Below are 22398 nucleotides of genomic sequence, written 5' to 3'. Positions count from 1 at the left end.
GGCCGGAGGGGGACGGCCCGGCTACATCATCTATGTTATTTGCTCGAATTTACTTGGCCCCGCGTGACCGGTTCTTGAACCGGTTCAGGGAACAACAGGTTGGGGATCAGGTTGTTCGTGGGGACACCGAAAGCCATAGCCGGTGCGCTCAGAATGGTTGCTGTCAAAAGGGCTGCAGTGATGAAGGTTTTCATTTTCATTCTCCGGTTTGCGGCTATGTCGTGGATATGAAATGAACAGTACAGTTTAGTTTTTCAAGATGTGATCTGAACTAATCGGTTTACTTTTTTTGTGTGTGACACATTCTGATTTGAATAGCGGCCTGCAGTCGTTCGGCGAAACAAGATCACATCCAACCCCTGGTACTCTTGCGACTGCTGCATCAGACGGGTAAATGCCCCCTAACGCATATGAGGTTTTCCGATGTCGATTGACCAAAGCACCGCCGCCAAGGTGGCCAAACTGGCCCGGATCAAGGTCGAGGATGACGCGCTGCCCGCGCTGGCGTCCGAGTTCAACACCATCCTTGGGTTCATCGAGCAACTGAATGAGGTCGATGTCGAAGGCGTCGAGCCGATGGTTTCGGTCGAGCCGATGCGTCTGAAACGTCGCGAGGATGTGGTGACCGACGGCAACCAGCAGGCCAAGGTTCTGGCCAACGCCCCCGACGCACGCGAGGGCTTTTTCGCAGTCCCCAAAGTGGTGGAGTAAGACATGAGCGATCTGAACAAACTGGGCCTGGCCGAGGCCCGCGACGCGCTGCGTAAGGGTGACGTAACCTCGGTCGAGCTGACCGAATCCTGCCTGAAGGCCATAGATGAAGCCGACGCGCTGAACGCATTTGTCCACAAGACACCCGAGATCGCTCTGGAGCGTGCCAAGGCTGCGGATGAGCGGATCAAGGATGGCGACGCGCCGTCGATGTGTGGTCTGCCGATCGGCATCAAGGATCTGTTCTGCACCAAGGGCGTGCCCTCGCAGGCGGCCTCAAAAATTCTGGAAGGCTTCAAGCCCGAATACGAATCCACCGTTTCGCAGCAACTGGCGGATGCTGGTGCGGTGATGCTGGGCAAGTTGAACATGGACGAATTCGCGATGGGCTCGTCCAACGAGACCTCGGTTTACGGAAATGCGATTAGCCCGTGGCGTCGTGGCAATGACGACGCGCAATTGACACCCGGTGGTTCGTCGGGCGGATCCGCTTCGGCTGTGGCGGCGGACCTGTGTCTGGCCGCAACCGGTACTGATACCGGCGGCTCGATCCGCCAGCCAGCCGCGTTTACAGGCATCACTGGCATCAAGCCGACTTATGGCCGTTGCTCGCGTTGGGGCATCGTGGCCTTTGCGTCCTCGCTGGACCAAGCGGGTCCGATGACCAAGAACGTGCGCGATGCAGCCATCATGCTCGAGGCGATGTGCGGCCACGATCCCAAGGATTCTACCAGCACTGAGCTGGCCGTGCCGAATTTCGAGGCAATGCTGACCGGTGACATCAAGGGTAAGAAGATCGGCATCCCGAAAGAATATCGTATGGACGGCATGCCAGCCGAGATCGAAAAGCTGTGGGCCGACGGCGCCGAGATGCTGAAAGCCGCAGGTGCCGAGATCGTCGATATCTCACTGCCCCACACCAAATATGCGCTGCCTGCGTATTATGTGATCGCCCCGGCCGAGGCGTCTTCGAACCTCGCCCGGTATGACGGTGTCCGCTATGGCCGCCGGGCTACGCTGGCGCAGGGCGACGGTATCACCGAGATGTACGAGAAAACGCGCGCCGAGGGCTTCGGTCACGAGGTGCAACGCCGTGTCATGGTTGGCACCTATGTGCTATCGGCCGGTTTCTACGATGCGTACTATAACCGTGCGCGCCGCGTGCGGACGCTGATCAAGAAAGATTTCGAAGATGTTTTCGCCGCAGGTGTCGATGCGATCCTGACCCCGGCAACGCCGTCCGCAGCCTTTGGTCTGGGCGAAATGACCGAAGCCGATCCGGTTCAGATGTACCTCAACGACGTCTTCACGGTGACGGTGAACCTGGCTGGCCTACCGGGTGTCTCGGTACCTGCTGGTCTGGACAAGCAAGGTCTGCCGCTTGGTTTGCAACTGATCGGACGCCCGTGGGAAGAGGGTGATCTGCTGAACACGGCCTACGCTTTGGAAAACGCGGCTGGGTTTGTGGCCAAGCCGGGTAAATGGTGGTAAGCCTAAAGACAGGCAAGAGAACGCAAGACGGAGCAGCTGGATGCGCTTTACGCTTCTGATCCCCGCAATCGGGTTGGCGGCCGCCTGCAATACGGTGGCCCCCATAGGCGGTACGGATTTCAACACACCATCCTATCAGGCTCAGCGTGAGGCACAGCTGGCAGGACAAGGGTACACTGGAAACCCGCTGCTTGGCCCGACTGAAGTAACCGAACAGCCGCTTGGCGCATCGGGCGGCACGGCAGCGTTGCCAACCGGCGACAATGCGGACCTCGCCTCGGCTACCGCCGCTGCACTGGCCAATACGTCCGGTCAAAGCGCAATCACGCCAGTACCGTCACCCGTCGAAGATCCTGTAAACACAGCGATTTCCGATGAGCAGGATTTCGAAGCCGTCTCTGGCCGCCGCACCATCGAATCTGATGCGGCGTTGATCGAACAAAACCGCCAAACCTATGAGGTGGTCGCCCCCACCGCCGTTCCACCGCGCGGTTCGGACGGCCAGCCCAATATTGTGCAATATGCGCTGAACACCTCGAACCCGGTCGGAACGCAACTTTACAGCCGCGCGGGTTTCAATCTGCAGGCCAAGGCGCAACGCAATTGCGCGCGTTTCCCGTCGCCCGATCAGGCACAGATCGAGTTCCTTGCAAATGGTGGTCCACAGCGCGACCGTAAAGGCCTCGACCCGGATGGTGACGGCTATGCCTGCGGCTGGGATCCCAGCCTGTTCCGCAGTGCCGTCAACAACTGAATCACTCACACCTATCTGGCGCCCATCCCCGAACTTTAGTGAACGCAAGGGAGGGCTGACGCCATCCCTTATCGTATTGCACTATACGGCAATGGACAGTGCAAAGGCAGCGCTGGACCGACTTTGTGATTCTGCCTGCGAAGTCTCGGCACACTATCTCATCGGTAGGGATGGAACACTGTGGCAGATGGTCAGTGAAGACCACCGGGCCTGGCACGCCGGAGCGGGGGAGTGGCGAGGCCAGACTGATATCAACTCCCGTTCGATTGGGATTGAAATGGACAACACAGGCTTTCATCCCTTCCCTGAACCCCAACTTTCGGTGCTTGAAACCCTTCTTGGTCAAATCATGCGACGGTGGTCGATCCTGCCGGAACGGGTGATTGGCCATTCCGATATGGCTCCGGGCCGTAAATCCGATCCTGGTTCACGCTTTCCATGGCAACGCCTAGAACATTCCAAGCTTGCCGGTCTGCGGTGCCAAGAGAACTCGCACAAAAATCAAACCCAAACATTCCGGGCTCTGGCCCGTTCCGCAGGTTACACGGCTGAGGCAGACGACGATACACTGCTCGCAGCCGTGCGTCTCAGATACCGCCCATGGGGCAAAGGCCCTCTGGTGCCAGCCGACCTCGAACCGCTGCCCAAGTAAGTCGATCCGCACTTCATCTGGCCAAAAATATCTCGGGGTTGAATTGGCCGCAGGCCAAAAAGGGGCTGGCCCCTTCATTGCCCCATCCACTCTTGACGCCACCTGTCCCAAAGCATACCCAACGCCAGCGCGGAGGGCCGGATGGCCGCTGGGGCGTAAGCCCGAGAGGAAAGTCCGGACTCCACAAGACAACGGTGCCGGGTAACGCCCGGGCGGGGCAACCCGACGGAAAGCGCCACAGAAATCAGACCGCCCGGGGCCTCGGCCCAGGGTAAGGGTGAAACGGTGGGGTAAGAGCCCACCGCGCCGCTGGCAACAGCGGCGGCACGGCAAGCCCCACCGGGAGCAATGCCAAATAGGGTCCCCGCGCGGGCCGGTCGGCGTCAGCCGATACCGCCGCTAAGCGCGTCTTGGCCGAGAGGGACCGGGTTGGCAGCTTGAGCCGCGCAGCAATGCACGGCCTAGAGGAATGGTCATCAAAGGGGGCAACCCCGGAACAAGATCCGGCTTACAGGCCCTCCGCGCGTATTTCCTGATTAACGGCCTGGCGCCTTGTAGGCTCCGGTAAGTTTCGCGGCCTTCTTGGAAACAGCGACAAAATCCTTAGCCTTCCACGCGCGCACGGTTTCAACCTTGGACACTGCGCCTGATGCTGCAACGGCCATACCGATAGCCACGGCATCCGTGCCATCCGGCAATTCGCTGACGACCACCACGTCATTGTCGCCCGTGGTCATGTAGAATGCCAACAGTTTGCCACCGGCTTTCTTCAGCAATGCCCTGACCGCACCTGAACGATCCACGGGCTTCTTCAGCATTCCCTTGACGCCATCCTGCGAATAGGATGCGTAAGTAATGAAAATAGGCATGATTACCTCCTGTTAAAAGTTGATGCAGGACCCGAAATTTGGCCGGTCCTTTGGCCCTCATGCGCGTATTACCCTGCCGCGATTTGTAGGTTTGCAACCAGCCAAATGCCTGCGGCGATCAACGCCAAACCAGTAAGCGGAACAAGCCACCGCGCCCGTGGCATCAGTTTTTCCAGCGCGACGTAGATGGCGATGCCGACGATCCAATAGAGGTTCATGACCCCGCCAACGAATAACAGCAGCATCAAAGCCCAGCAGCAACCCAGACAGAAGGCGCCATGCAACGCGCCAGTGCGAAACGCGCCATAGGCACCGGGTCTGTTGTGATCCGCCAGAAATTGGGCCGGGCTGCGGCAATGGCGCAGGCAGGCGGTTTTCAGGTTCGAGAGCTGGTAAAGCCCCGCCGCGATCAGAACGCTTCCCGCGAACGCCTTGGACTTGATCGTCATCATCGGCCCGTCAGACAAGCCGATCAGCTCAAGCCCCCATTGCGCCCCTGTAGCAAAAGCGCTGAACACGGCCCATGCCACCAGATAACCAGTCAGAAAGTACAAGCTGAGTCTAGATGCACGGGCCTTGTCTGGCCCCATTCGTTTGATCGCGGTGAAAAGCAAAACAGTAGGCGCGGCGCTGGGGGTCATCATCGCGATCATCATGACCCACCACATCAGGAAGATCAGGACAACATATGTCGGCGTCCATCGGACCTCGGTCGCCATTTGCATGGGGTTGCCGACCGGACCCGCCATCCGGGTCATGTCGATGGCTGTCATATTCATACCGATACCGGTGACGGTATACCACGAGGCCCCTAGTATGATTAGAAGCACGCATGACAGAACAATCCCGTTGTCATGCCGCAGCACGCGATCCACAACGCCGGGGCGAGGCGAATTCACAGCCATGCCAACCCCCGTTTAAGCGCCCAGTACACCGTGGCCCGAGATATTGAGATGCGCCAGATGTGCGTGGGTCGCGTCAAAGGTCAGACTGATTTCACCGCCATGTGTCTTGGCGGTCCCCGAGGCGGCCTCGGCGTGTCGGTATTCGAATCCGTTGGGCAGGTGAATAGAGGCCCGATGGGGTGCTCCTGAAACGATATGCGGAATCGGATTTACCTCTACGTCGAAAACGCCAGAGACTTTGGCAAAGCCTGTTCTCTCTTCTCGATTCCAGTTTGCCTCGATCGGGACAAACAGGGTCTCGTACTTTGTTGGAGACATCGCACTAAAGACGTACCACATGGTTGCCAACTCATCGGTGTCTTCACCCATCATGATGGCTTGAATGGCGGTTCTTTGGTCGGGGGTAGCACTGTCATCAATGATCAATTGCATCTGACCGTTGCCTTCGTGAATCGCGCCTGGCCAGTGATACACACCCGCGGCGCGAACCCCGGCAAGGTCTGTATCGCCGTAGTGCCCGGATTCAATATCAAACACGGCGACCGCCTCGCAGTTGCCATGGGTCGGCAGAACACTGAACTGGCACGGACATCCAAAGTTGCAATTGCAATTGGCCAATTCTTCGGCCTGAAGTTTCCATTCGGTCATGATAGCCCCCCAAAGACATGTTCTAATACTCTGCTGACAGAGGGTTCCGCCTGTTCCTGATGCCTCGGGATGCGAGCCTGATACTGGCTTCTTTGTTGGGTGTAATTGGACGACCTTATCACAGAACCGTGAGCACACCAAACTGGGGCAGGGTCCAAACACAGGTTTTATGTATGTTGTGCACGGAATCTGGTTGACTCGGCGGCGCGACCGGGTAAAAGCGCACGCTCATAGGAATTCAACCGAAAGGCCCCTGCCTTTCCGGACGCAGGAGATAACCATGGCGAAGCCGACGACAATCAAGATCCGTCTGAACTCGACCGCGGGCACGGGCCACTTCTACGTGACCAAGAAAAATGCACGCACCATGACCGAGAAAATGACCATTCGTAAATACGATCCGGTCGTTCGGAAGCATGTCGAGTACAAGGAAGGCAAGATCAAGTAATCTGCCGTCCTACTTGGACAAGTTCAAAGGGTTCTGCCATGGCAGGACCCTTTTTTGTTGCGCGTTGGTTGCGGTAGGAGGCCGCGTACAGGCCGTTGGGCCGTTGCAACGAAGCATCAGAGGGAAGCGTAATCGAGTTTGCGACGGGTTGCTTTTTTGAATGGCTTGCCTCTACGCTTCAACAAACCGTTCCAAAATGTTGGCCATCATGAAAAAAATCTTGTTACCCACAATAGCTGTATTGGCCCTTGCGGCCTGTGAAGACCCTTATAACCGCTCCGGTGTCGGATTTACGGGGATCGATGGTGAACCCCGCAGCATTTCTGATGTGCCGGGGGCTGTAGGCGTTCTTCCTCCTGCAACGAACGTCCCGGCGGAACTGGCTGTGTTGCCTGCTATTCAGGTCACGACGGACGCGACAGACCCTGAAAAGGTTGCGCGGGTTGCAATCGATAACGGAGGGCGCAGCGATACCAATGCGGTTGTTCTGACTGGGTCCGATACGAACATGTTCCTGAGCACGGTAGCGGTTAACGGTACCTTGTTTGGTGTTCTACAGACCGAAAATAGCAGTACAAAGGTCGACAACTCAGTCGGCGCGAGATTTGGTCAGAACGCAGAGCAGTTTACTGGCTGCCTGCCTGCGGGTGACGTCTACCGCAAAGGCTCTTCCCAGCGAAGCTCGGGGTTTGCTGTTGCGCTGAATTGCAGCTAAGGCTTCAAACTTTTGATTTTCTTAGGCCCCGCCATTCGGACGGGGCCTTTTCTATTTTAGAGCACTTTACGTCCTGAGGGGCGCGCGCGTTAGTCACCCTGTTGTTGCTGCAAAAAGAAAAGGGCGGGTCACTGTAGACCCGCCCTGTGTCATTGGATGCTAGCCGCGCAGCGTTATTCTTGCTGCCCCATGAACATCAGCAGGAACTGGAACATGTTCAGGAACGAGATGTACAGGCTCAGTGCGCCGTCAATCGCGGCTTTGTCCAGCCATTCCTGATCACCATGGGTTGCGTGTGCAACATAGGTGTTCTTGATATCCTGGGTGTAGAATGCGGTCAGGCCAGCAAAGATCAGCACGCCGATGGCCGAGATGGCGAACATCATTGCGGGCGATTGCAGGAAGATGTTGATGACCATCGCCACCAGCAGACCGATCACGCCCATCATCAGGAACGTACCCATGCCGCTCAGGTTGCGCTTGGTGGTGTAGCCAAAGAGGCTAAGACCGGCAAAGGCAATCGAGGTCACGATGAATGTCTGTGCGATCGAATAGGGGGTGTAGATCATGAACACCGAGCTCATCGACACGCCCATTACGGCGGCGAAGACGAAAAAGCCCAGTTGTACACCCGCAGCCGATGCGCGCCGCATCAGCGCACCCCAGCCAAACATCACGAAGGCCAGCGGTGAAAAGATCACAATCCATTTCAGCGGCGACAGGAACAGTGCACCACCCAGGCTGGTCAGGTAACGGTCAGCGCCAATCTGGGCCACCGCGTTGGTCGGATCGGAGGTTACAGCAAGACCGGCAATTGCCCATGCGGCAAGCGCCGTGATCAGCATGCCCACGGACATTGTGCCGTAGACTTTGTTCATGTGGGCGCGTAGGCCCTCGTCAATCTGGGCAGCGCGCGCGCCGGTCGCCGTCCGGATCGTGTCAAATTGTGCCATTAAAGGGTCTCCCTTTGCATTATTCTTCTCGTGACCTGATATTCAGGCCCCGTTCCCCGCAAATATCGGCAACTGTGGGTCGTGTTTCAAGGCTTTAGCGCCGGAAACCGGTTAAAACTCGCAACAAAATGGCGACCTGCGGCAGCGGATCGCCATTCTGTAGGGAAAGTTTCGTTGCAAAGTTACTTTTGCCAGAATTCCGGTGCATCCCACACCGGGCGGCTGGCTTCGGCTTCGGCCTGTTCACGGGTGATTCCGATATCTTCCAGCGCGCGAGCATCCAGTCGCGCCAGAGCGCGGCGCTGGCGGTGCAGTGACAGCACGTTCCATAACAAGGTCAGGCCAAAGCGGCGACGGGGCGGGCAGGGTCTATGAATTGCAATTTGGGTCATAATAATTATCCTTTCACGGAGTTTGATGATTTCGATGCGTCCCATCAAGTTCCTTGATTTATATGGCGCGATATGACACATTTTAAAAATGAATATTTTTGAAGTGATGCATAAGGATTCGTGAAGATGCGCAATTTGGACATTACGACTTTGCGGTCGTTCGTGGCGGTGGCGGATCAGGGCGGCGTAACGCGGGCTGCCGGTTTCCTCCACCTGACGCAATCAGCCGTTTCAATGCAGTTGAAGCGTCTTGAGGAGCTGTTGGGCCTCGAACTTTTGGACCGGAGCGGTCGGACCATTGCGCTAACAGCATCTGGCGAACAGTTGCTGGCCTATGCCCGTCGCATGATTGTGCTAAATGATGAGGTCATCTCGAAGCTGACCGATCAGGCATTTGAGGGTGAGGTCGTTCTGGGTGTGCCGCACGATATCGTTTACCCGGCGATCCCACGTGTCTTGCAGCGGTTTAACGTGGATTTCCCACGGGTGCGGGTGCAGTTGATCTCTTCATATTCCCTGCAGCTGAAAGAAATGTTCAAGCGCGGTGAATGCGACCTGATCCTAACGACCGAGGCCAGCGGGAGCGAGGGTTCCGAAACCGTCGCCGAACTACCGCTGCGTTGGATCGGTGCATCTGGCGGATCGGCCTGGCGCAAGCGCCCGATTCCCATTGCGGTGGGTCGCCGCTGCATGTTCCGTCCACAGATGATAGCGGCACTGGATGAGGCAGGGCTTCCATGGGAGCTGCTGGTTGAAACCGAAAATGACCGCACAATCGAAGCGACCGTGTCCGCCGACCTTGCCATTCATGCGATGCTGGATGGTACCGAGGCTGCGCATCTGGTGCAGATCGACGATGGCGGCGTGCTGCCCGATCTGCCCGCGCACATGATTAACCTTTACGGCGGCGAGGCTGGTCGAGGTCCCTTGGTCGAAGCGCTGGCGGCTTTGGTTCGCCAGAATTTCCGCATGCTCGGCAGTGCGCCGCTGAAGGCAGTGGCTGGTTAAGGCGTTATCACAACCTTACCGGTCGCGGTGCGATTTCGAAGCAGTTGTAGACCTTGCTCAGCCTCCGTCAGGGGCAGTGTATGGCTTATATGCGGCTTGATCCGCCCCTCGGCGCACCAACGGAACAACGTGTCAAAACTGTCCTGCACGATTTGAGGGCGAAAGCTCAGGTAACCGCCGATATAAAAGCCGATGACGGTCAGGTTTTTGACCAGCAGGTGGTTGGCGGGAATCTGAGGCACATCACCGCCAGCAAAGCCAATAGGAAGCAATCGCCCCTCGGGGTTGGTGGCGCGGAAGGCCGCTTTGAACACCTCGCCGCCAATCGCGTCATACACGACGTCCGCCCCGCCCAGTTCCTTGACGCGTGTCCGCAGATCTTCGGACGCGTCAATCAGGTGGTCCGCACCTGCGGCTTTGGCGACGGCCAGTTTTTCCGCGCCCCGGGCATGGGCAATTACGGTTGCGCCCATCAACTTGCCGATCTCAACCGCCGTCAGGCCAACGCCACCCGCCGCCCCGGTGACCAGAAGGGTCTCGCCGGGTTGCAGGCGAGCACGATGGTCGAGCGCGATGTGACTGGTGCCATAGGCGATCTGAATTGCAGCAGCGTCTTCGAAGCTGACTGAATCTGGCAGTGGAATCGCACGCTCGGCGTCAAACACTCCATACTCGGCCAAACCGCCCTGACCCGAATATACAGCAATCCGGTCACCCGGTGCCAAGTGCGAAACACCCGGCCCAACCTCATCGACTACCCCTGCAATTTCCATGCCTTGTGTGAACGGGGCAGGGGGGGTGTCCTGATACGTCCCTTTCTGCATCAGTAGATCGGCGAAATTCAAACCGCAGGCTTTTATGGCAACGCGCACCTGACCTTCTTGCGGATGGGGAACGTCAATGTCGCAAATCTGGGCGGCTGCGCCCTTGGCTTGAATTCTATAGGCCAGCATAGTCGCCCTCCGGTAGTTTGCCGCATAAGTTCTCGCTGTTTGAAGATTGTCAATCTATTACCTTTTTGTCCCGGACAGGCGTTGAAATCGGCGTGCTAGATTTACCCAACGGTAACCACGTGTACCGGATTAATAGGGCACAACCGGAGCCATTCGTCAGATAAAACAGATTCAACCTTCTTGAAAAAAATCCAAAAAAGCGCGATATTGGCAGCGGTGCTGATTTGGGGGTTTCGTCCTGCTTAGGGAGTGGTTAAGGGCGTCTCGCTAGTGTTGCGGTAGAGTTAATGCATCGCACACCCGAATTGGTTGTGTGTAGTAGAGGAGAATACCAATGACCCATCACGTCGATGTCCATGTGGGAAAGCGCGTCAGACATCGCCGCTGGCTGATTGGCATGACCCAACAGCAGTTGGCGCAACAGGTTGGTATAAAGTTTCAACAGATTCAAAAATACGAAACTGGGGCCAACAGAATCAGTGCGTCGCGCCTTTGGGATATTGCCGAGGCATTGGACGTACCCGTCAGCTTTTTCTTTGAGGGCTTGGAAGAGGCCGAGAAGGAAGCGACTGGCAAGAAATCGGTGCCTGCCGATTTGATGGGGGACAAAGAAGCGCTGGATTTGGTTCGGTCTTATTATGCAATTCCGGAAAACCAGCGCCGCCGTCTGTTTGAGCTTGCTCGCGTTCTGAGTGACGTGGCCTGAACGAACCGGGTTGACTCTGGTGCGTGTGAACCGCACGGGTAGCGCATGCAAAAGACGTCTTTAAGCGATCTGGAAGTAGCCGAAGAAATGGCCGACGCGGCGCGTGCGGCCATTCTTCCGTTTTTCAGGCAGTCGAATCTTGAGACATCCAACAAACTGGATGATGGTTTCGATCCGGTGACCGTGGCTGACCGGAATGCCGAAAAAGCGATGCGAGAGGTTTTGGCAAAATATCGTCCTGATGACGGAATTTTTGGCGAAGAATTCGGTCAGGTTTCGGGGAGCAGCGGTCGAACATGGGTGCTGGACCCGATTGATGGCACACGCGGCTTTATTAGTGGGACACCCACTTGGGGCGTTTTGATAGCTTTGGGCAATCAGGATGGCCCGTTCCTGGGTGTTATCGACCAACCTTACATCAACGAACGGTTTGTGGGCTCGGCAGAGGTCGCGCTGTCGACTGGCCCGAACGGTACGACGCAGCTAAAGACCCGGTCGACCTCAAGTCTGGATCAGGCGCTTTTGTTTACTACCTTTCCCGAAGTTGGCAGCGCTGAAGAACGAGCCGGGTTCGAGGTTGTGGCCCGGAATGTCCGCCTGACCCGCTATGGCATGGACTGCTACGCATATGCTTTGCTGGCTGCAGGGCAGATTGATCTGGTGATAGAAGCGGGCCTGAACGCCTACGATATTCAGGCGCCGATTGCGGTGATTGAAGCCGCTGGAGGTATCGTTACCAATTGGCAAGGCGGCCCGGCTCATGAGGGCGGGCGGGTATTGGCCGCAGCGAACGCAGATATGCATGCGGCGGCTTTGGAGCTTTTGCGTAACTTCTAATATCAGTTGTTCAGGCATGGCTGGTCGGGTAGATTCAACTTGGCTGGTTCTTGTGTCCGTTTTCCGCCAGCCTAGGCACTTCTTGCATGAAACGGGCTGATGCAAGGAGGGCGAAATGACTGAAATCCTGATCAAGAGTGCAGATACGATCCTGACGATGGACGACTCGCGCCGTGAACTTTCCGGCGCGGATATGCTGATTCGCGGTGGGCAGATTGAACAGATCGGCTACGATCTGCAAACAAGCGGAGAGGTACACGATGCCACCGGCTGCATCGTGACGCCGGGCTTGGTGAACACCCATCACCACCTCTATCAAACTCTGACTCGCGCGGTGCCCGGCGGGCAGGACGCGCTGTTGTTCGGCTGGCTCAAAACGCTCTATCCGATCTGGTCCTGTTTTGGACCGGAAGAGATGTTCGTGTCAGCCCAGATTGGTTTGGCAGAGCTGGCTTTGTCTGGCTGTACGCTCAGCTCTGATCATCTGTACCTGTACCCGAACGGATCGCGGTTGGACGATACGATTGCAGCGGCGGTCGAGATTGGTCTGCGGTTTCAACCCACGCGTGGCGCGATGAGCATCGGCGAAAGCGATGAGGGCCTGCCTCCGGATTCGCTGGTCGAGCGTGAAGACGCGATCCTTGAAGATATGATCCGTGTCGTCGACGCATTCCACGACCCGTCCGAGGGTGCGATGTGCCGCGTCGGTTTGGCGCCGTGTTCCCCATTTTCGGTCAGTCGCGACCTGATGCGCGATGCTGCGGTTCTGGCACGGGACAAGGGCGTGATGCTGCACACTCACCTGGCCGAAAACGATGAGGATATTGCCTATTCGCAGGCGCAGTTCGGGTGCCGTCCCGGCCAATACGCCGAGGAATTGGGATGGACCGGTTCCGATGTCTGGCACGCCCATTGCGTCAAGCTGGACGGGGCCGAGATTGATCTATTTGCCAGAACACAGACTGGCGTCGCGCATTGTCCTTGTTCAAATTGCCGGCTGGGGTCTGGAATTGCGCCGATCCGTGCCATGCGAGATCAGGGCGTGCCGGTTGGGTTAGGGGCAGATGGATCCGCCAGCAATGACAACGGCAGCCTGATCCTTGAGGCGCGACAGTCCATGCTGCTGCAGCGGGTTGCCTATGGTGCGGATGCAATGTCGTCGAGGGAAGCGCTTGAAATCGCCACGCGCGGCGGGGCCGATGTCCTGAACCGCACAGATTGCGGGCGACTGGAATCGGGTAAACGCGCAGACATTGCTATCTGGGATACGCGCTGCATCGAAAGCGCGGGCAGTTGGGATCCGGCAGCGCTGCTGCTGGCCGGGCCGATGAAAGTCAAACATCTGTTTGTAGAGGGGCGCCAAATCGTGCGCGATGGGCATGTCACCACATTGGATATGCCCCGCGTGATTGAACGGCAGAACCAGTTAGCCCGCGCTTTGCAGGCCTAGGAGGTGACGCGCCGACCGGCGATCCAGACTTCGGCAATCGCCCGGTCGTCGCCCATCATGATTGTGGGGAAGATGGCCTCCCACAAGTCTTCGGCACAGGCCTCGCGCTGGGCGATGGCCGGAGTAGACGCGAGGTCGAGCACAATCAGATCGGCCTCCATACCCGGCGCGACGTTGCCGATGCTGTCGTCCAACCGCAAAGAACGAGCCGACCCGACGGTGCCGAGCCACAATAATTGTGCGGCGTGCAATGGCGACCCGCGCAGTTGCCCGATCTCATAAGCCGATGCCATTGTGTGCAACATCGAGAAACTGGACCCGCCGCCGGTATCCGTCGCGAGACCGACACGGTGCCTATCCCGCATCAGCCCGTCCATGTCGAACAAGCCGGAACCGATAAAGGTGTTCGAAGTCGGGCAGTGAATCAGCGACGCGTCGACCTCGCGCAAGCGATCACGCTCGCGCGGTTCGAGGTGAATGACGTGGCCGTAAACACCGTGTGACCCTAACAGGCCAAATTTTTCGTAAGTGTCCAAATAGTCGCGCGCATCGGGGAAGAGCTCGCGGACCCAAGCGATTTCGTCCGTCTGTTCGCTCAGGTGGGTTTGCATCAGGCAATGTGGATGTTCGGCCCACAATGCGCCCATCGCCTCAAGTTGTTCGGGCGTCGAGGTGGGGGAGAAGCGCGGCGTGATCGCATAGGATAGGCGGTCAACACCATGCCACTTTTCAAGAAGCGCTTCGGATTGGTCGTAAGCCGTTTGCGCCGTGTCCCTCAGCCCCTCAGGCGCGTTGCGATCCATGCAGGTTTTACCTGCGACCACGCGTTGATTTCGCTGTTGTGCGGCCGTGAAGAACGCATCGACGCTTTCGGGGTGAATGGTGCAAAAGCTGCACATGGTCGTAGTGCCATGCGCCGTGGTCAGATCCAGATACCGGTTGGCGATCTCGGACGCATAGTTGGGGTCGCCGAACTTCATCTCTTCGGGAAAGGTGTAGGTGTTCAGCCAGTCGATCAGGCGTTTGCCCCAACTGGCAATCATGGCGGTCTGCGGATAGTGCACATGTGCATCCACGAACCCTGCCATGATCACATGCTGACCATGATCCACAATGCTGGCGTCTGGATGGGCTTCGCGTAGGCTGTCGGCATCCGCCATGGCGGAAATGCGACCGTCTTCGATCAGAACCGCCTCGCTGATCTTGACGGCTTCGGTCGGTTCGCCCTCAAATGGGGAGCCTGTGAAACTCAGGACGCGCCCTTTCAGCAGCGTTTTTTGCGCCATTTTCATTTATCTCCGCCTGTCTGGGACTGTGAAACAGCATAAGCGGGCAAAACTTGTGGGTAAATCGGCGCATTGTCATTGTTTTCCGGTAGCTGCTTCTTCTAATTAGGGGTCAATGACTGAAAAAACGGGGGCAGAAATGACGACAGGCTTTGATGAACCCGTGACCGAGTCCACAAGTGACGAAGACGTCTATGCGCTGGATCGCAAGACCGTCGCGGACATATTGGATGCGGTTGAGGTAGACGATCGCGACAAGCTGATCGAGCTGATGGATCCGCTGCATGCCGCGGATATTGCTGACCTTCTGGAACAGATTAGCCCCCAAGAGCGCGTCCACCTGATCCGTCTCTACGACAAGGAATTTGATGGCGACATTCTGTCTGAACTGGATGAAGCCGTTCGCGAAGAGATCATCGATGTGCTGCGACCGGATGTTCTGGCTGACGCCGTGCGTGACATGGAAAGCGACGATGTCGTCGACCTGCTGGAAGACCTCGAAGAACCTCAGCAAGAGGCCATCCTTGATGCGCTGGAGGATTCCGAACGGATCGCAGCCGAGCAGGCGCTGTCCTACCCCGAAAACTCGGCCGGTCGCCTTATGCAGCGCGAGGTTGTCATGGCGCCCGAGCACTGGACCGTGGGGCAGGCCATCGACTTTATGCGCGCCAATGACGATCTGCCCGAGCAATTCTATCATATCGTACTGGTCGATCCGCGGCTGAAGCCAGTGGCTCAGGTCACGCTGGGCAAATTGATGGCGACGCGGCGTGAAGTGCCGCTGAATGACATCGCCGAAGAAGAATTCCACACAATCCCCGTCGATCAGGACGAGGAGGACGTGGCATATGCCTTCAACCAGTATCACCTGATCTCGTCCCCGGTCGTTGATGCAGACGGGCGGCTTGTGGGGGTAATCACCATAGACGATGCCATGGTGGTTCTGGATGAAGAGCATGAAGAAGATATCCTGCGTCTGGCTGGGGTTAGCGACGAAAGCTCGATCTCGGACAGCGTGGCGGCGACCAGTAAAAGACGCTTGCCGTGGCTGGCAGTGAACCTGTGTACGGCGATCTGTGCTTCATTGGTGATTTCTCAGTTTGAGGCTGCGATTGATCAATTGGTCGCGCTGGCGATCCTGATGCCGATTGTGGCCTCGATGGGTGGCAATGCGGGGACGCAGTCTCTGACGGTGGCCGTGCGGGCGCTGGCAACACGCGACCTGACCGGGTCGAATGTAATGCGCGTGATACGTCGGGAATTGCTGGTCGGGATGCTTAATGGTCTGTGTTTTGCCATTGTGCTGGGGACGGTGGGGATGATGTGGTTCGATTCTCCCTTGCTGGGTGTCGTGATCGGCTCGGCCTTGGTCGTGAACATGGTGATCGCGGGCTTTGCAGGTACGGTAGTACCGGTGGTGCTGGACCGTCTGGGCGTAGACCCGGCGCTGGCGTCCGGAACGTTTGTGACGACCACGACGGATGTCATGGGGTTCTTCATCTTTCTGGGGCTCGCCAGCGTGGTACTACTGTGACCGATCTGACCGAAATTAAAGCCGAGGCACGCAAGGCGGCATTTGCACGCCGCAAGGCTGCTTTTGATGCGCGCTTGCCCGGCGCGGCTGGGCGTTTGTCCGAGGTGTTGGCGGGCCATCGCGGTGTACCCCTGTCGGGCTACATGCCGATCCGGACCGAAATTGACCCGTTGGCGGCAATGGCCGAAGCCTCGGCCTACGGCCCGGTCGGTGTGCCAGTGATTCAGGCGGCTGGTCAACCTTTGAAGTTTTCCCGCTGGACGCCCGAAGGCGCGCTAAAAGACGGGCCTTTCGGGGCCAAAGTGCCCGAGGTCGACGATTATTTTGACCCCGAAATACTGGTCGTGCCGCTGGTCGCTTTCGATGCGCAAGGCGGGCGCTTGGGGTATGGCGGTGGCTTCTATGACCGAACGCTGGAAGGGTTGCGCGCCAAGCGCCCGACGCTGGCCATCGGTTTCGCCTTTGACGCGCAAGAGGCCGAAGGGCTTCCGTTGGAGTCGACAGATCAGCCTCTGGATATGGTGATCACCGAAAGCCGGGTGCTTACTTTTTCGGGATGACCGCCTCAGCCCTGATGGTTTTCGCGGAAATAGTCCCAGGCATCAACTTCACGCCCGTCCGGTAAAATGCAGACACCGGTCTGGCCGCTTTCACCGTTGCGTATTTCGTACGTTGCACCGCTATCGACGCAAAAAGTCGCCGCCGGGTTTGCCAGTTGAGCGGGGGAATCGCTGTCAGTGGCCTGATCACATGCTGCGAGTGCGGTCAGGCCAAAGATGGCCATTAGGGTGCGAGTCATCGAAATCTCCTGATTAAAGAGCTTTGGCAGATTATGGTGGCAGCTTAACCGCTTGTGCTCGGCAATGACCACACTTAGGACAGATTGGATGAGAATACTTTTTCTGGGTGACGTCATGGGTCGTGCGGGACGCACGGCCATTCAGCAACATCTGCCGCGTCTGCGAGACGAATGGCGGTTGGATTTCGTCGTGGTCAATGGCGAGAACGCCTCGAACGGTATGGGACTGACCGGGGATCACGCCAAGCTGCTGCTGGATGCTGGCGTAGACTGTCTGACGTTGGGTGATCATGCGTTCGACCAGAAGGACATGCTGCAATTCATCGAGAATGAACCGCGCATCGTGCGTCCGGTGAACTTCGCCAAGGGCGCTCCGGGGCGCGGGCATCGCCTGTATACCGCGCCTGGCGGGCGCAAAGTGCTGGTGGTGCAGGTGCTGGGACAGGTCTTCATGAAACGGCCCTTTGATGACCCATTTTCGGCCATTGAACCGATTTTGAAATCGCACCCTCGCGGCGGCCAGGCACAGGCGATTATCGTGGATATGCATTGTGAGGCGACGTCCGAAAAGATGGCCATGGGGCACTACTGCGACAAACGCGCCAGTCTTGTGGTGGGTACGCATACCCATGTGCCGACGGCAGACGCGCAGGTTTTGCCGGGTGGCACAGCTTATCTGACCGACGCGGGTATGTGCGGGGATTATGACTCAGTGATCGGGATGGATAAAATCGAGCCGATGCGCCGGTTTATCACCGGCATGCCAAAGGCCAGATTTACTCCCGCCAATGGTGAAGCAACGCTAAGCGGCGTGTTTGTCGAAACCGATGACCGTGACGGGCAGGCGAAATCTGTGCAAATGGTGCGCATTGGCGGGCGATTGCAGCAAGCCGGGCCGCAATAAGGTCATGTCAGGCTTGCTCTGTCGCCCGCAATGCGTGAAACTGGCCGACGGGCGCATAAGCCAAGCCAGGGTTCGGACAGAAAACCAAGAATGCAATTCCTTCAACTGACAGAAACAGGCAGCGCGATACTGGCGCTCTTGGTGGTCGCGGGCATGTTTGTCCTGTTCCTTCGCGAAGTATACCCGACCGAGGTTGTTGCCATAGGCGGCGTCGCCATCATGCTGGTGACCGGCATATTGCCGTATCAAAGCGCGCTGGCGGTTCTGTCAAACCCGGCGCCTTGGACCATTGCGGCGATGTTCATCATCATGGGAGCCTTGGTGCGTACAGGGGCGTTGGACGCGTTTACCAAGACGGCGCAAAATCAGGCACAGGTAAACCCGCGTTTCGCCATTGGGCTGTTGATGGCCTTTGTTGTCTTGGCCTCGGCCGTGGTATCGAACACGCCAGTGGTGGTGGTGATGATCCCCGTGTTCGTGCAGATCGCACGCACGCTGAACGTTCCGGCATCGAAACTGCTCATTCCACTCAGCTACGCGGCCATATTGGGTGGAACCCTGACCCTGATCGGTACGTCGACCAACCTGCTGGTGGATGGTGTGGCCCGGTCGCAGGGCATGACGGCGTTCACGATATTTGAGGTCACGCCGCTGGGCATTGCGCTGGTAATCTACGGCATGCTCTACCTGCGTTTCATCGCGCCGCGCCTGCTGCCAGAGCGGGACAGTATGGCCTCACTTCTGTCTGACCGTTCCAAGATGAAGTTTTTCACCGAAGCTGTCATTCCCCCTGATAGCAACCTGATCGGGCGCGAAGTCACCGGTGTTCAGCTGTTCAAACGACCCGGTGTTCGTCTGATTGACGTTGTTCGTGGCGACGACTCGTTGCGGCGCAACCTGAAAGGTGTTGAGCTAAAGGTTGGCGACCGCGTTGTCCTGCGAACCGAGATGACAGAATTGCTGAGCTTGCAAAGCAATAAGGAGTTAAAGCGCGTCGATCAGGTTTCCGCGGTTGAAACCAAGACGGTTGAGGTGCTGATTACTCCGGGCTGCCGCATGGTGGGGCGTACGCTGGGCACGCTGCGTCTGCGTCGCCGCTATGGTGTATATGTACTGGCGGTGCATCGACGGAACCAGAATATCGGTCGTCAGCTTGACGATCTGGTGGTGCGGGTCGGTGATACGTTGCTGTTGGAAGGCGCCCCGGCAGATATTCAGAAACTGGCGGCCGACATGGATATGGTGGACGTCACGCAGCCCTCGGCGCGTGCGTTCCGGCGCAGCCACGCGCCGATCGCGATTGGTTCGCTTGTAGGGATCGTCGCGCTGGCCGCTTTGGGAGTGGCGCCAATCCTGCTTTTGTCAATTCTGGCGGTTGCTGTAGTATTGCTGACCCGTTGCATCGACGCGGATGAGGCGTTCTCTTTTGTGGAAGGCCGTTTGTTGGCACTGATCTTTGCCATGCTCGCCATAGGTGCAGCATTGGATAAATCCGGGGCCGTTTCTCTGATTGTCGAAGCGATTGCCCCCGGTCTCAGCGCGTTGCCGCCCTTCCTGATCATTTGGGCAGTTTACCTGCTGACTTCGGTACTGACCGAGTTGGTGTCGAACAACGCGGTGGCCGTGGTTGTGACGCCGATCGCCATAGGGTTGGCGCAGGCGGTGGGTATCGATCCACGTCCGCTGGTGGTGGCCGTGATGGTGGCTGCTTCGGCCTCGTTTGCGACGCCAATCGGCTATCAGACCAACATGATGGTGTATGGTCCTGGCGGGTATCGGTTCGTTGATTTTTTGAAGGTCGGCGTTCCGCTGAATTTAACCGTTGGCTTATTGGCCTCGCTGCTGATCCCGCTGATCTGGCCATTGTAAAGCAGGCATGGAATTGCCGATCTGAACTGGTCGGTCTTGTAAATAAGGGCCCGGCCACAATCTTTTACGTAAGCGAAAAAAGGATTGTGTCATGCCATTTCCAAAGCTCGGTCAGGTTATAGTCGTCAGTGCGTTTGCGCTGACTATTTTGGGCAGCCAAGGTCATGCCGGAACAGTGTCTGGAACCGCCACTTACCGCGAGCGGATCGCTGTGCCACCGGACGCGACGTTGTATGTTGAGCTTCAAGACGTGTCGCTGGCCGACGCTCCTGCAGTTCCACTTGCCGCGAAACGCTTTGCCATGACGGGTGTTCCGGCGCAGTTCGAGTTGACGTTTGATGACGCTCTGATCAAGGACGGCCACCGCTACGTCGTGCGCGCTACGATCAATCAGGGGCAGGATCTGTTGTTTGCGACGGACACGGCCTATCCGGTTTTGACTGATGGGGCGGGGAACTCTGCCGATCTGACGCTGGTACAGGTTCAGGGGAGCGCCATGCTTGAGGATACGAAATGGACCGCCGCTGTTCTGAATGGCGCACCAATTGAGACTGAACGCCGCCCCGAGATTTCATTTGCAATGGGTGGTGCCTTTTCGGGTAGCGGTGGGTGCAACCGGTTTAACGGTCAGGCCGAAATTTCAGGCGCGTCTATCTCATTTCCCGACAATATGGCTGCCACGCTAATGGCCTGCCCTCCGGAGCTGGAGGAGGTCGAACGGCAGTTCTTCAAGACCCTGCAGGGCGTTACCACCTATGCGATGGAAGGCGACGCATTGGCGTTTCTCAATGCAGCGGGTGAACCGGTCATTAAGTTTGGCCGCACTCAATAGGGTGGGGCCGTCACGCGACGGCCCTTGATCGTCCGGCATTTCGGCCCGAGAAGATGCAGCCGCCTAAGAACGAGCCTTCTAGCGCGTTGTAGCCGTGGTAACCGCCGCCGCCGAAGCCGGCGACCTCTCCGGCTGCGAACAGGCCGGGGACGACTTGACCATCCGCACCGATCATCTGGCTGTCCAGATTGGTTTGTAGCCCACCCAGGGTCTTACGCGTCAGCACATGCAGCTTCACGGCGATCAGGGGGCCATTTGCCGGGTCAAGGAACTTATGCGGTTTGGCGGTTCGGATTAGCTTGTCCCCCCGGTAGTTTCGCGCGGCCAGAATGGCGGCCATTTGCGCGTCCTTGGTAAATGGATTGTCGACCTGTGAATCCCGCGCCTCGATCTGGGCGCGCAGATGGGCCTCGTCGATCAACCCGCCGCCAAGCTGGTTCATGCCGCTGACCAGCTCGGTCAGGGTATTGGCGACGATGAAATCTTCGCCATGCTCCTTAAATGCTTCGACCGGCGCAGTGGCTTTTGAACCGGTTAGCACGCGCTGAAACAGCACCTCGCGCCAGCCGCCCTCTGTCATGTCGGGGTTCTGTTCCGAGCCGGACAGGGCGAATTCTTTCTTGATCACCTTCTGGGTCAACACGAACCAACTGTATTCATAGCCGGTTTTCAGGATTTCCTGCAGCGTTCCCAACGTGTCGAACCCCGGCATGCAGGGCGGCTTTAGCCGATTGCCTCGGGCGTCGAACCACATCGAACTGGGGCCGGGCAGGATACGGATGCCATGCGACGGCCAGATCGGGTTCCAGTTGCGTACGCCCTCAGTGTAATGCCACATCCGGTCGCCGTTGATCACATGCCCGCCCGCCTTTTCACTTATGCCGATCATGCGGCCATCGACGTGGAAAGGGACGCCAGCCACCATATCTTTGGGCGGTTCGCCCAACCGATCACGCGGCCAGTTCTTGCGCACCATCTCGAAATTGCCGCCGATCCCGCCCGAGGTGACGATGACCGAAGGGGCATAGACCTCGAACTCGCCAACCTCATCACGATTGGTCTTGGCGCCGTGGGATGCTTTGTCGTCTGCCAGAACCTCGCCCGAGACACCCTTGGCGCAGCCGTTCTGCATGATGATGTGGCTGACCTGATGGCGAAACTTCAGCTCGATCAACCCGGCGCTGACGTGTTCGCGCACCCGGCGAACGAAGTTCTTTAGAACACCCGGACCCGTGCCCCAGGTGATGTGAAACCGAGGCACAGAGTTGCCATGACCATCCGCATAAGACCCGCCACGCTCGGCCCAACCAACAATGGGGAACCAGCGTAAGCCCATCTCATGCAGCCAAGGGCGCATCTCACCGGCGGCGAATTCCACATAGGCTTCGGCCCATTTGCGGGGCCAGGCGTCTTCGTCACGATCGAACTGCGCGCTACCCATCCAGTCGCGCAAGGCCAGCTCGTGGCTGTCCTTGATGCCCATGCGCCGTTGTTCCGGTGTGTCGACCATGAAAAGGCCGCCAAGGCTCCAATGCGCTTGCCCGCCCAGAAAATGCTCGGGCTCTTGATCCAGCACAATTACTTTTTTGCCGCGATCGCCCAGCTCGGCCGCAGCCGCCAGACCGGCCAGACCCGCCCCGACAACGATGGCGTCAGCAGTGTTGTTGGTCATGTCGCGTCCT

At 57.9% G+C, this 22398-nt stretch carries 25 protein-coding genes and 1 other RNA gene; 16 read left to right on the top strand and 10 right to left on the bottom strand.

Translation table 11 applies throughout. The features are described 5' to 3' along the window. Positions 1 to 35: 35 nt before the first annotated feature. Positions 36 to 194, bottom strand: a complete 159-nt coding sequence (locus tag ACR0D7_RS03975) for a DUF4148 domain-containing protein (protein WP_170573257.1) — start codon at positions 192 to 194, stop codon at positions 36 to 38. Between the two features lie 229 nt (positions 195 to 423). Here ACR0D7_RS03975 and gatC point away from each other — a divergent pair, with 229 nt between their 5' ends. The 5 genes from gatC (at position 424) to rnpB (ending at position 4135) form a co-directional block, all read left to right on the top strand. Next, a complete protein-coding gene (gene gatC / locus ACR0D7_RS03970) occupies positions 424 to 711 on the top strand; it encodes an Asp-tRNA(Asn)/Glu-tRNA(Gln) amidotransferase subunit GatC (protein ID WP_058280141.1) in 288 nt (95 codons plus the stop codon). 3 nt (positions 712 to 714) lie between these two features. After that, entirely contained in the window at positions 715 to 2202 is a 1488-nt protein-coding gene (gene gatA, locus ACR0D7_RS03965) for an Asp-tRNA(Asn)/Glu-tRNA(Gln) amidotransferase subunit GatA (protein ID WP_480677823.1), read from the top strand. A 40-nt stretch (positions 2203 to 2242) separates the two neighbouring features. After that, the gene (locus ACR0D7_RS03960) at positions 2243 to 2956 is read left to right on the top strand and encodes a hypothetical protein (RefSeq protein WP_480677822.1); all 714 of its coding nucleotides are present in this window, start codon (positions 2243 to 2245) and stop codon (positions 2954 to 2956) included. Next, positions 2907 to 3608, top strand: coding sequence for an N-acetylmuramoyl-L-alanine amidase (locus tag ACR0D7_RS03955; RefSeq protein WP_480677821.1), 702 nt, complete (start codon positions 2907 to 2909; stop codon positions 3606 to 3608). Before ACR0D7_RS03960 ends, ACR0D7_RS03955 begins: the two co-directional genes overlap by 50 nt. A gap of 129 nt (positions 3609 to 3737) precedes the next feature. Further along, positions 3738 to 4135: RNase P RNA component class A (gene rnpB / locus ACR0D7_RS03950), an RNA gene on the top strand. 9 nt (positions 4136 to 4144) lie between these two features. Here rnpB and ACR0D7_RS03945 read toward each other — a convergent pair. From ACR0D7_RS03945 to ACR0D7_RS03935, 3 genes are all read right to left on the bottom strand, one after another. Next, entirely contained in the window at positions 4145 to 4477 is a 333-nt protein-coding gene (locus ACR0D7_RS03945; protein ID WP_170573245.1) for a GYD domain-containing protein, read from the bottom strand. Positions 4478 to 4545: 68 nt separating this feature from the next. Next, positions 4546 to 5382, bottom strand: coding sequence for a DUF2182 domain-containing protein (locus tag ACR0D7_RS03940; protein ID WP_480677820.1), 837 nt, complete (start codon positions 5380 to 5382; stop codon positions 4546 to 4548). A gap of 12 nt (positions 5383 to 5394) precedes the next feature. After that, positions 5395 to 6030, bottom strand: a complete 636-nt coding sequence (locus ACR0D7_RS03935) for a DUF1326 domain-containing protein (protein ID WP_170573241.1) — start codon at positions 6028 to 6030, stop codon at positions 5395 to 5397. 280 nt (positions 6031 to 6310) lie between these two features. Between ACR0D7_RS03935 and rpmG the strand changes: the two genes are divergently transcribed. Further along, positions 6311 to 6478, top strand: coding sequence for a 50S ribosomal protein L33 (gene rpmG, locus ACR0D7_RS03930; RefSeq protein ID WP_037309480.1), 168 nt, complete (start codon positions 6311 to 6313; stop codon positions 6476 to 6478). A 208-nt stretch (positions 6479 to 6686) separates the two neighbouring features. Beyond that, positions 6687 to 7193: a membrane lipoprotein lipid attachment site-containing protein gene (locus ACR0D7_RS03925; protein ID WP_170383354.1), complete on the top strand. Its 507-nt coding sequence runs from the start codon at positions 6687 to 6689 to the stop codon at positions 7191 to 7193. A 173-nt stretch (positions 7194 to 7366) separates the two neighbouring features. On the opposite strand, the gene ACR0D7_RS03920 is transcribed toward ACR0D7_RS03925, so the two are convergent. Continuing rightward, complete coding sequence (locus tag ACR0D7_RS03920) at positions 7367 to 8146, bottom strand: Bax inhibitor-1/YccA family protein (RefSeq protein WP_170383352.1); 780 nt, start codon at positions 8144 to 8146, stop codon at positions 7367 to 7369. A gap of 182 nt (positions 8147 to 8328) precedes the next feature. Continuing rightward, positions 8329 to 8538 carry a DUF1127 domain-containing protein gene (locus tag ACR0D7_RS03915; RefSeq protein WP_170383350.1) on the bottom strand — a complete coding sequence of 70 codons (210 nt, stop codon included), beginning with the start codon at positions 8536 to 8538 and terminating at the stop codon, positions 8329 to 8331. 126 nt (positions 8539 to 8664) lie between these two features. Here ACR0D7_RS03915 and ACR0D7_RS03910 point away from each other — a divergent pair, with 126 nt between their 5' ends. Next, positions 8665 to 9546 (top strand): LysR family transcriptional regulator, encoded by an 882-nt coding sequence (locus tag ACR0D7_RS03910; protein ID WP_170383348.1) that lies wholly within the window; start codon positions 8665 to 8667, stop codon positions 9544 to 9546. Here ACR0D7_RS03910 and ACR0D7_RS03905 read toward each other — a convergent pair. After that, positions 9543 to 10499, bottom strand: a complete 957-nt coding sequence (locus ACR0D7_RS03905) for an NADPH:quinone oxidoreductase family protein (protein ID WP_480677819.1) — start codon at positions 10497 to 10499, stop codon at positions 9543 to 9545. The two genes, ACR0D7_RS03910 and ACR0D7_RS03905, sit on opposite strands and share 4 nt — an antisense overlap. Before the next feature lie 334 nt (positions 10500 to 10833). On the opposite strand from ACR0D7_RS03905, the gene ACR0D7_RS03900 reads away from it, so the two are divergent. The 3 genes from ACR0D7_RS03900 (at position 10834) to ACR0D7_RS03890 (ending at position 13492) form a co-directional block, all read left to right on the top strand. Next, positions 10834 to 11205, top strand: a complete 372-nt coding sequence (locus ACR0D7_RS03900) for a helix-turn-helix domain-containing protein (protein ID WP_058280151.1) — start codon at positions 10834 to 10836, stop codon at positions 11203 to 11205. A 45-nt stretch (positions 11206 to 11250) separates the two neighbouring features. After that, on the top strand, positions 11251 to 12042 hold the full coding sequence (gene hisN / locus ACR0D7_RS03895; protein ID WP_480677818.1) for a histidinol-phosphatase: 792 nt from the start codon (positions 11251 to 11253) through the stop codon (positions 12040 to 12042). 115 nt (positions 12043 to 12157) lie between these two features. Continuing rightward, the gene (locus ACR0D7_RS03890) at positions 12158 to 13492 is read left to right on the top strand and encodes an 8-oxoguanine deaminase (protein ID WP_480677817.1); all 1335 of its coding nucleotides are present in this window, start codon (positions 12158 to 12160) and stop codon (positions 13490 to 13492) included. Here the strand turns inward: ACR0D7_RS03890 and guaD are convergent. Continuing rightward, entirely contained in the window at positions 13489 to 14778 is a 1290-nt protein-coding gene (gene guaD / locus ACR0D7_RS03885; RefSeq protein ID WP_480677816.1) for a guanine deaminase, read from the bottom strand. The two genes, ACR0D7_RS03890 and guaD, sit on opposite strands and share 4 nt — an antisense overlap. Before the next feature lie 139 nt (positions 14779 to 14917). Here guaD and mgtE point away from each other — a divergent pair, with 139 nt between their 5' ends. Together mgtE and ACR0D7_RS03875 are read left to right on the top strand one after the other, a co-directional pair. Then, entirely contained in the window at positions 14918 to 16312 is a 1395-nt protein-coding gene (mgtE, locus tag ACR0D7_RS03880; RefSeq protein ID WP_480677815.1) for a magnesium transporter, read from the top strand. Beyond that, complete coding sequence (locus ACR0D7_RS03875) at positions 16309 to 16872, top strand: 5-formyltetrahydrofolate cyclo-ligase (RefSeq protein WP_480677814.1); 564 nt, start codon at positions 16309 to 16311, stop codon at positions 16870 to 16872. Before mgtE ends, ACR0D7_RS03875 begins: the two co-directional genes overlap by 4 nt. Positions 16873 to 16877: 5 nt before the next feature. Here ACR0D7_RS03875 and ACR0D7_RS03870 read toward each other — a convergent pair whose 3' ends face one another. Next, positions 16878 to 17111 carry a putative hemolysin gene (locus ACR0D7_RS03870; protein ID WP_480677813.1) on the bottom strand — a complete coding sequence of 78 codons (234 nt, stop codon included), beginning with the start codon at positions 17109 to 17111 and terminating at the stop codon, positions 16878 to 16880. 88 nt (positions 17112 to 17199) lie between these two features. Here ACR0D7_RS03870 and ACR0D7_RS03865 point away from each other — a divergent pair, with 88 nt between their 5' ends. The 3 genes from ACR0D7_RS03865 to ACR0D7_RS03855 all read left to right on the top strand — a co-directional run bounded on the left by ACR0D7_RS03865 (position 17200) and on the right by ACR0D7_RS03855 (position 20716). Then, on the top strand, positions 17200 to 18015 hold the full coding sequence (locus ACR0D7_RS03865) for a TIGR00282 family metallophosphoesterase (protein WP_480677812.1): 816 nt from the start codon (positions 17200 to 17202) through the stop codon (positions 18013 to 18015). Positions 18016 to 18105: 90 nt separating this feature from the next. Then, a complete protein-coding gene (locus ACR0D7_RS03860; protein ID WP_170383331.1) occupies positions 18106 to 19884 on the top strand; it encodes an SLC13 family permease in 1779 nt (592 codons plus the stop codon). Between the two features lie 91 nt (positions 19885 to 19975). Continuing rightward, a complete protein-coding gene (locus ACR0D7_RS03855) occupies positions 19976 to 20716 on the top strand; it encodes a YbaY family lipoprotein (protein WP_480677811.1) in 741 nt (246 codons plus the stop codon). 10 nt (positions 20717 to 20726) lie between these two features. On the opposite strand, the gene ACR0D7_RS03850 is transcribed toward ACR0D7_RS03855, so the two are convergent. Beyond that, positions 20727 to 22388, bottom strand: coding sequence for an FAD-binding dehydrogenase (locus tag ACR0D7_RS03850; protein ID WP_480677810.1), 1662 nt, complete (start codon positions 22386 to 22388; stop codon positions 20727 to 20729). Positions 22389 to 22398: the final 10 nt, after the last annotated feature.

The organism is Ruegeria sp. BB7 (genome assembly GCF_056539365.1).
Note: the sequence above shows the minus strand (reverse complement) of the source record. Positions and strands in the feature narration are given on the sequence as shown.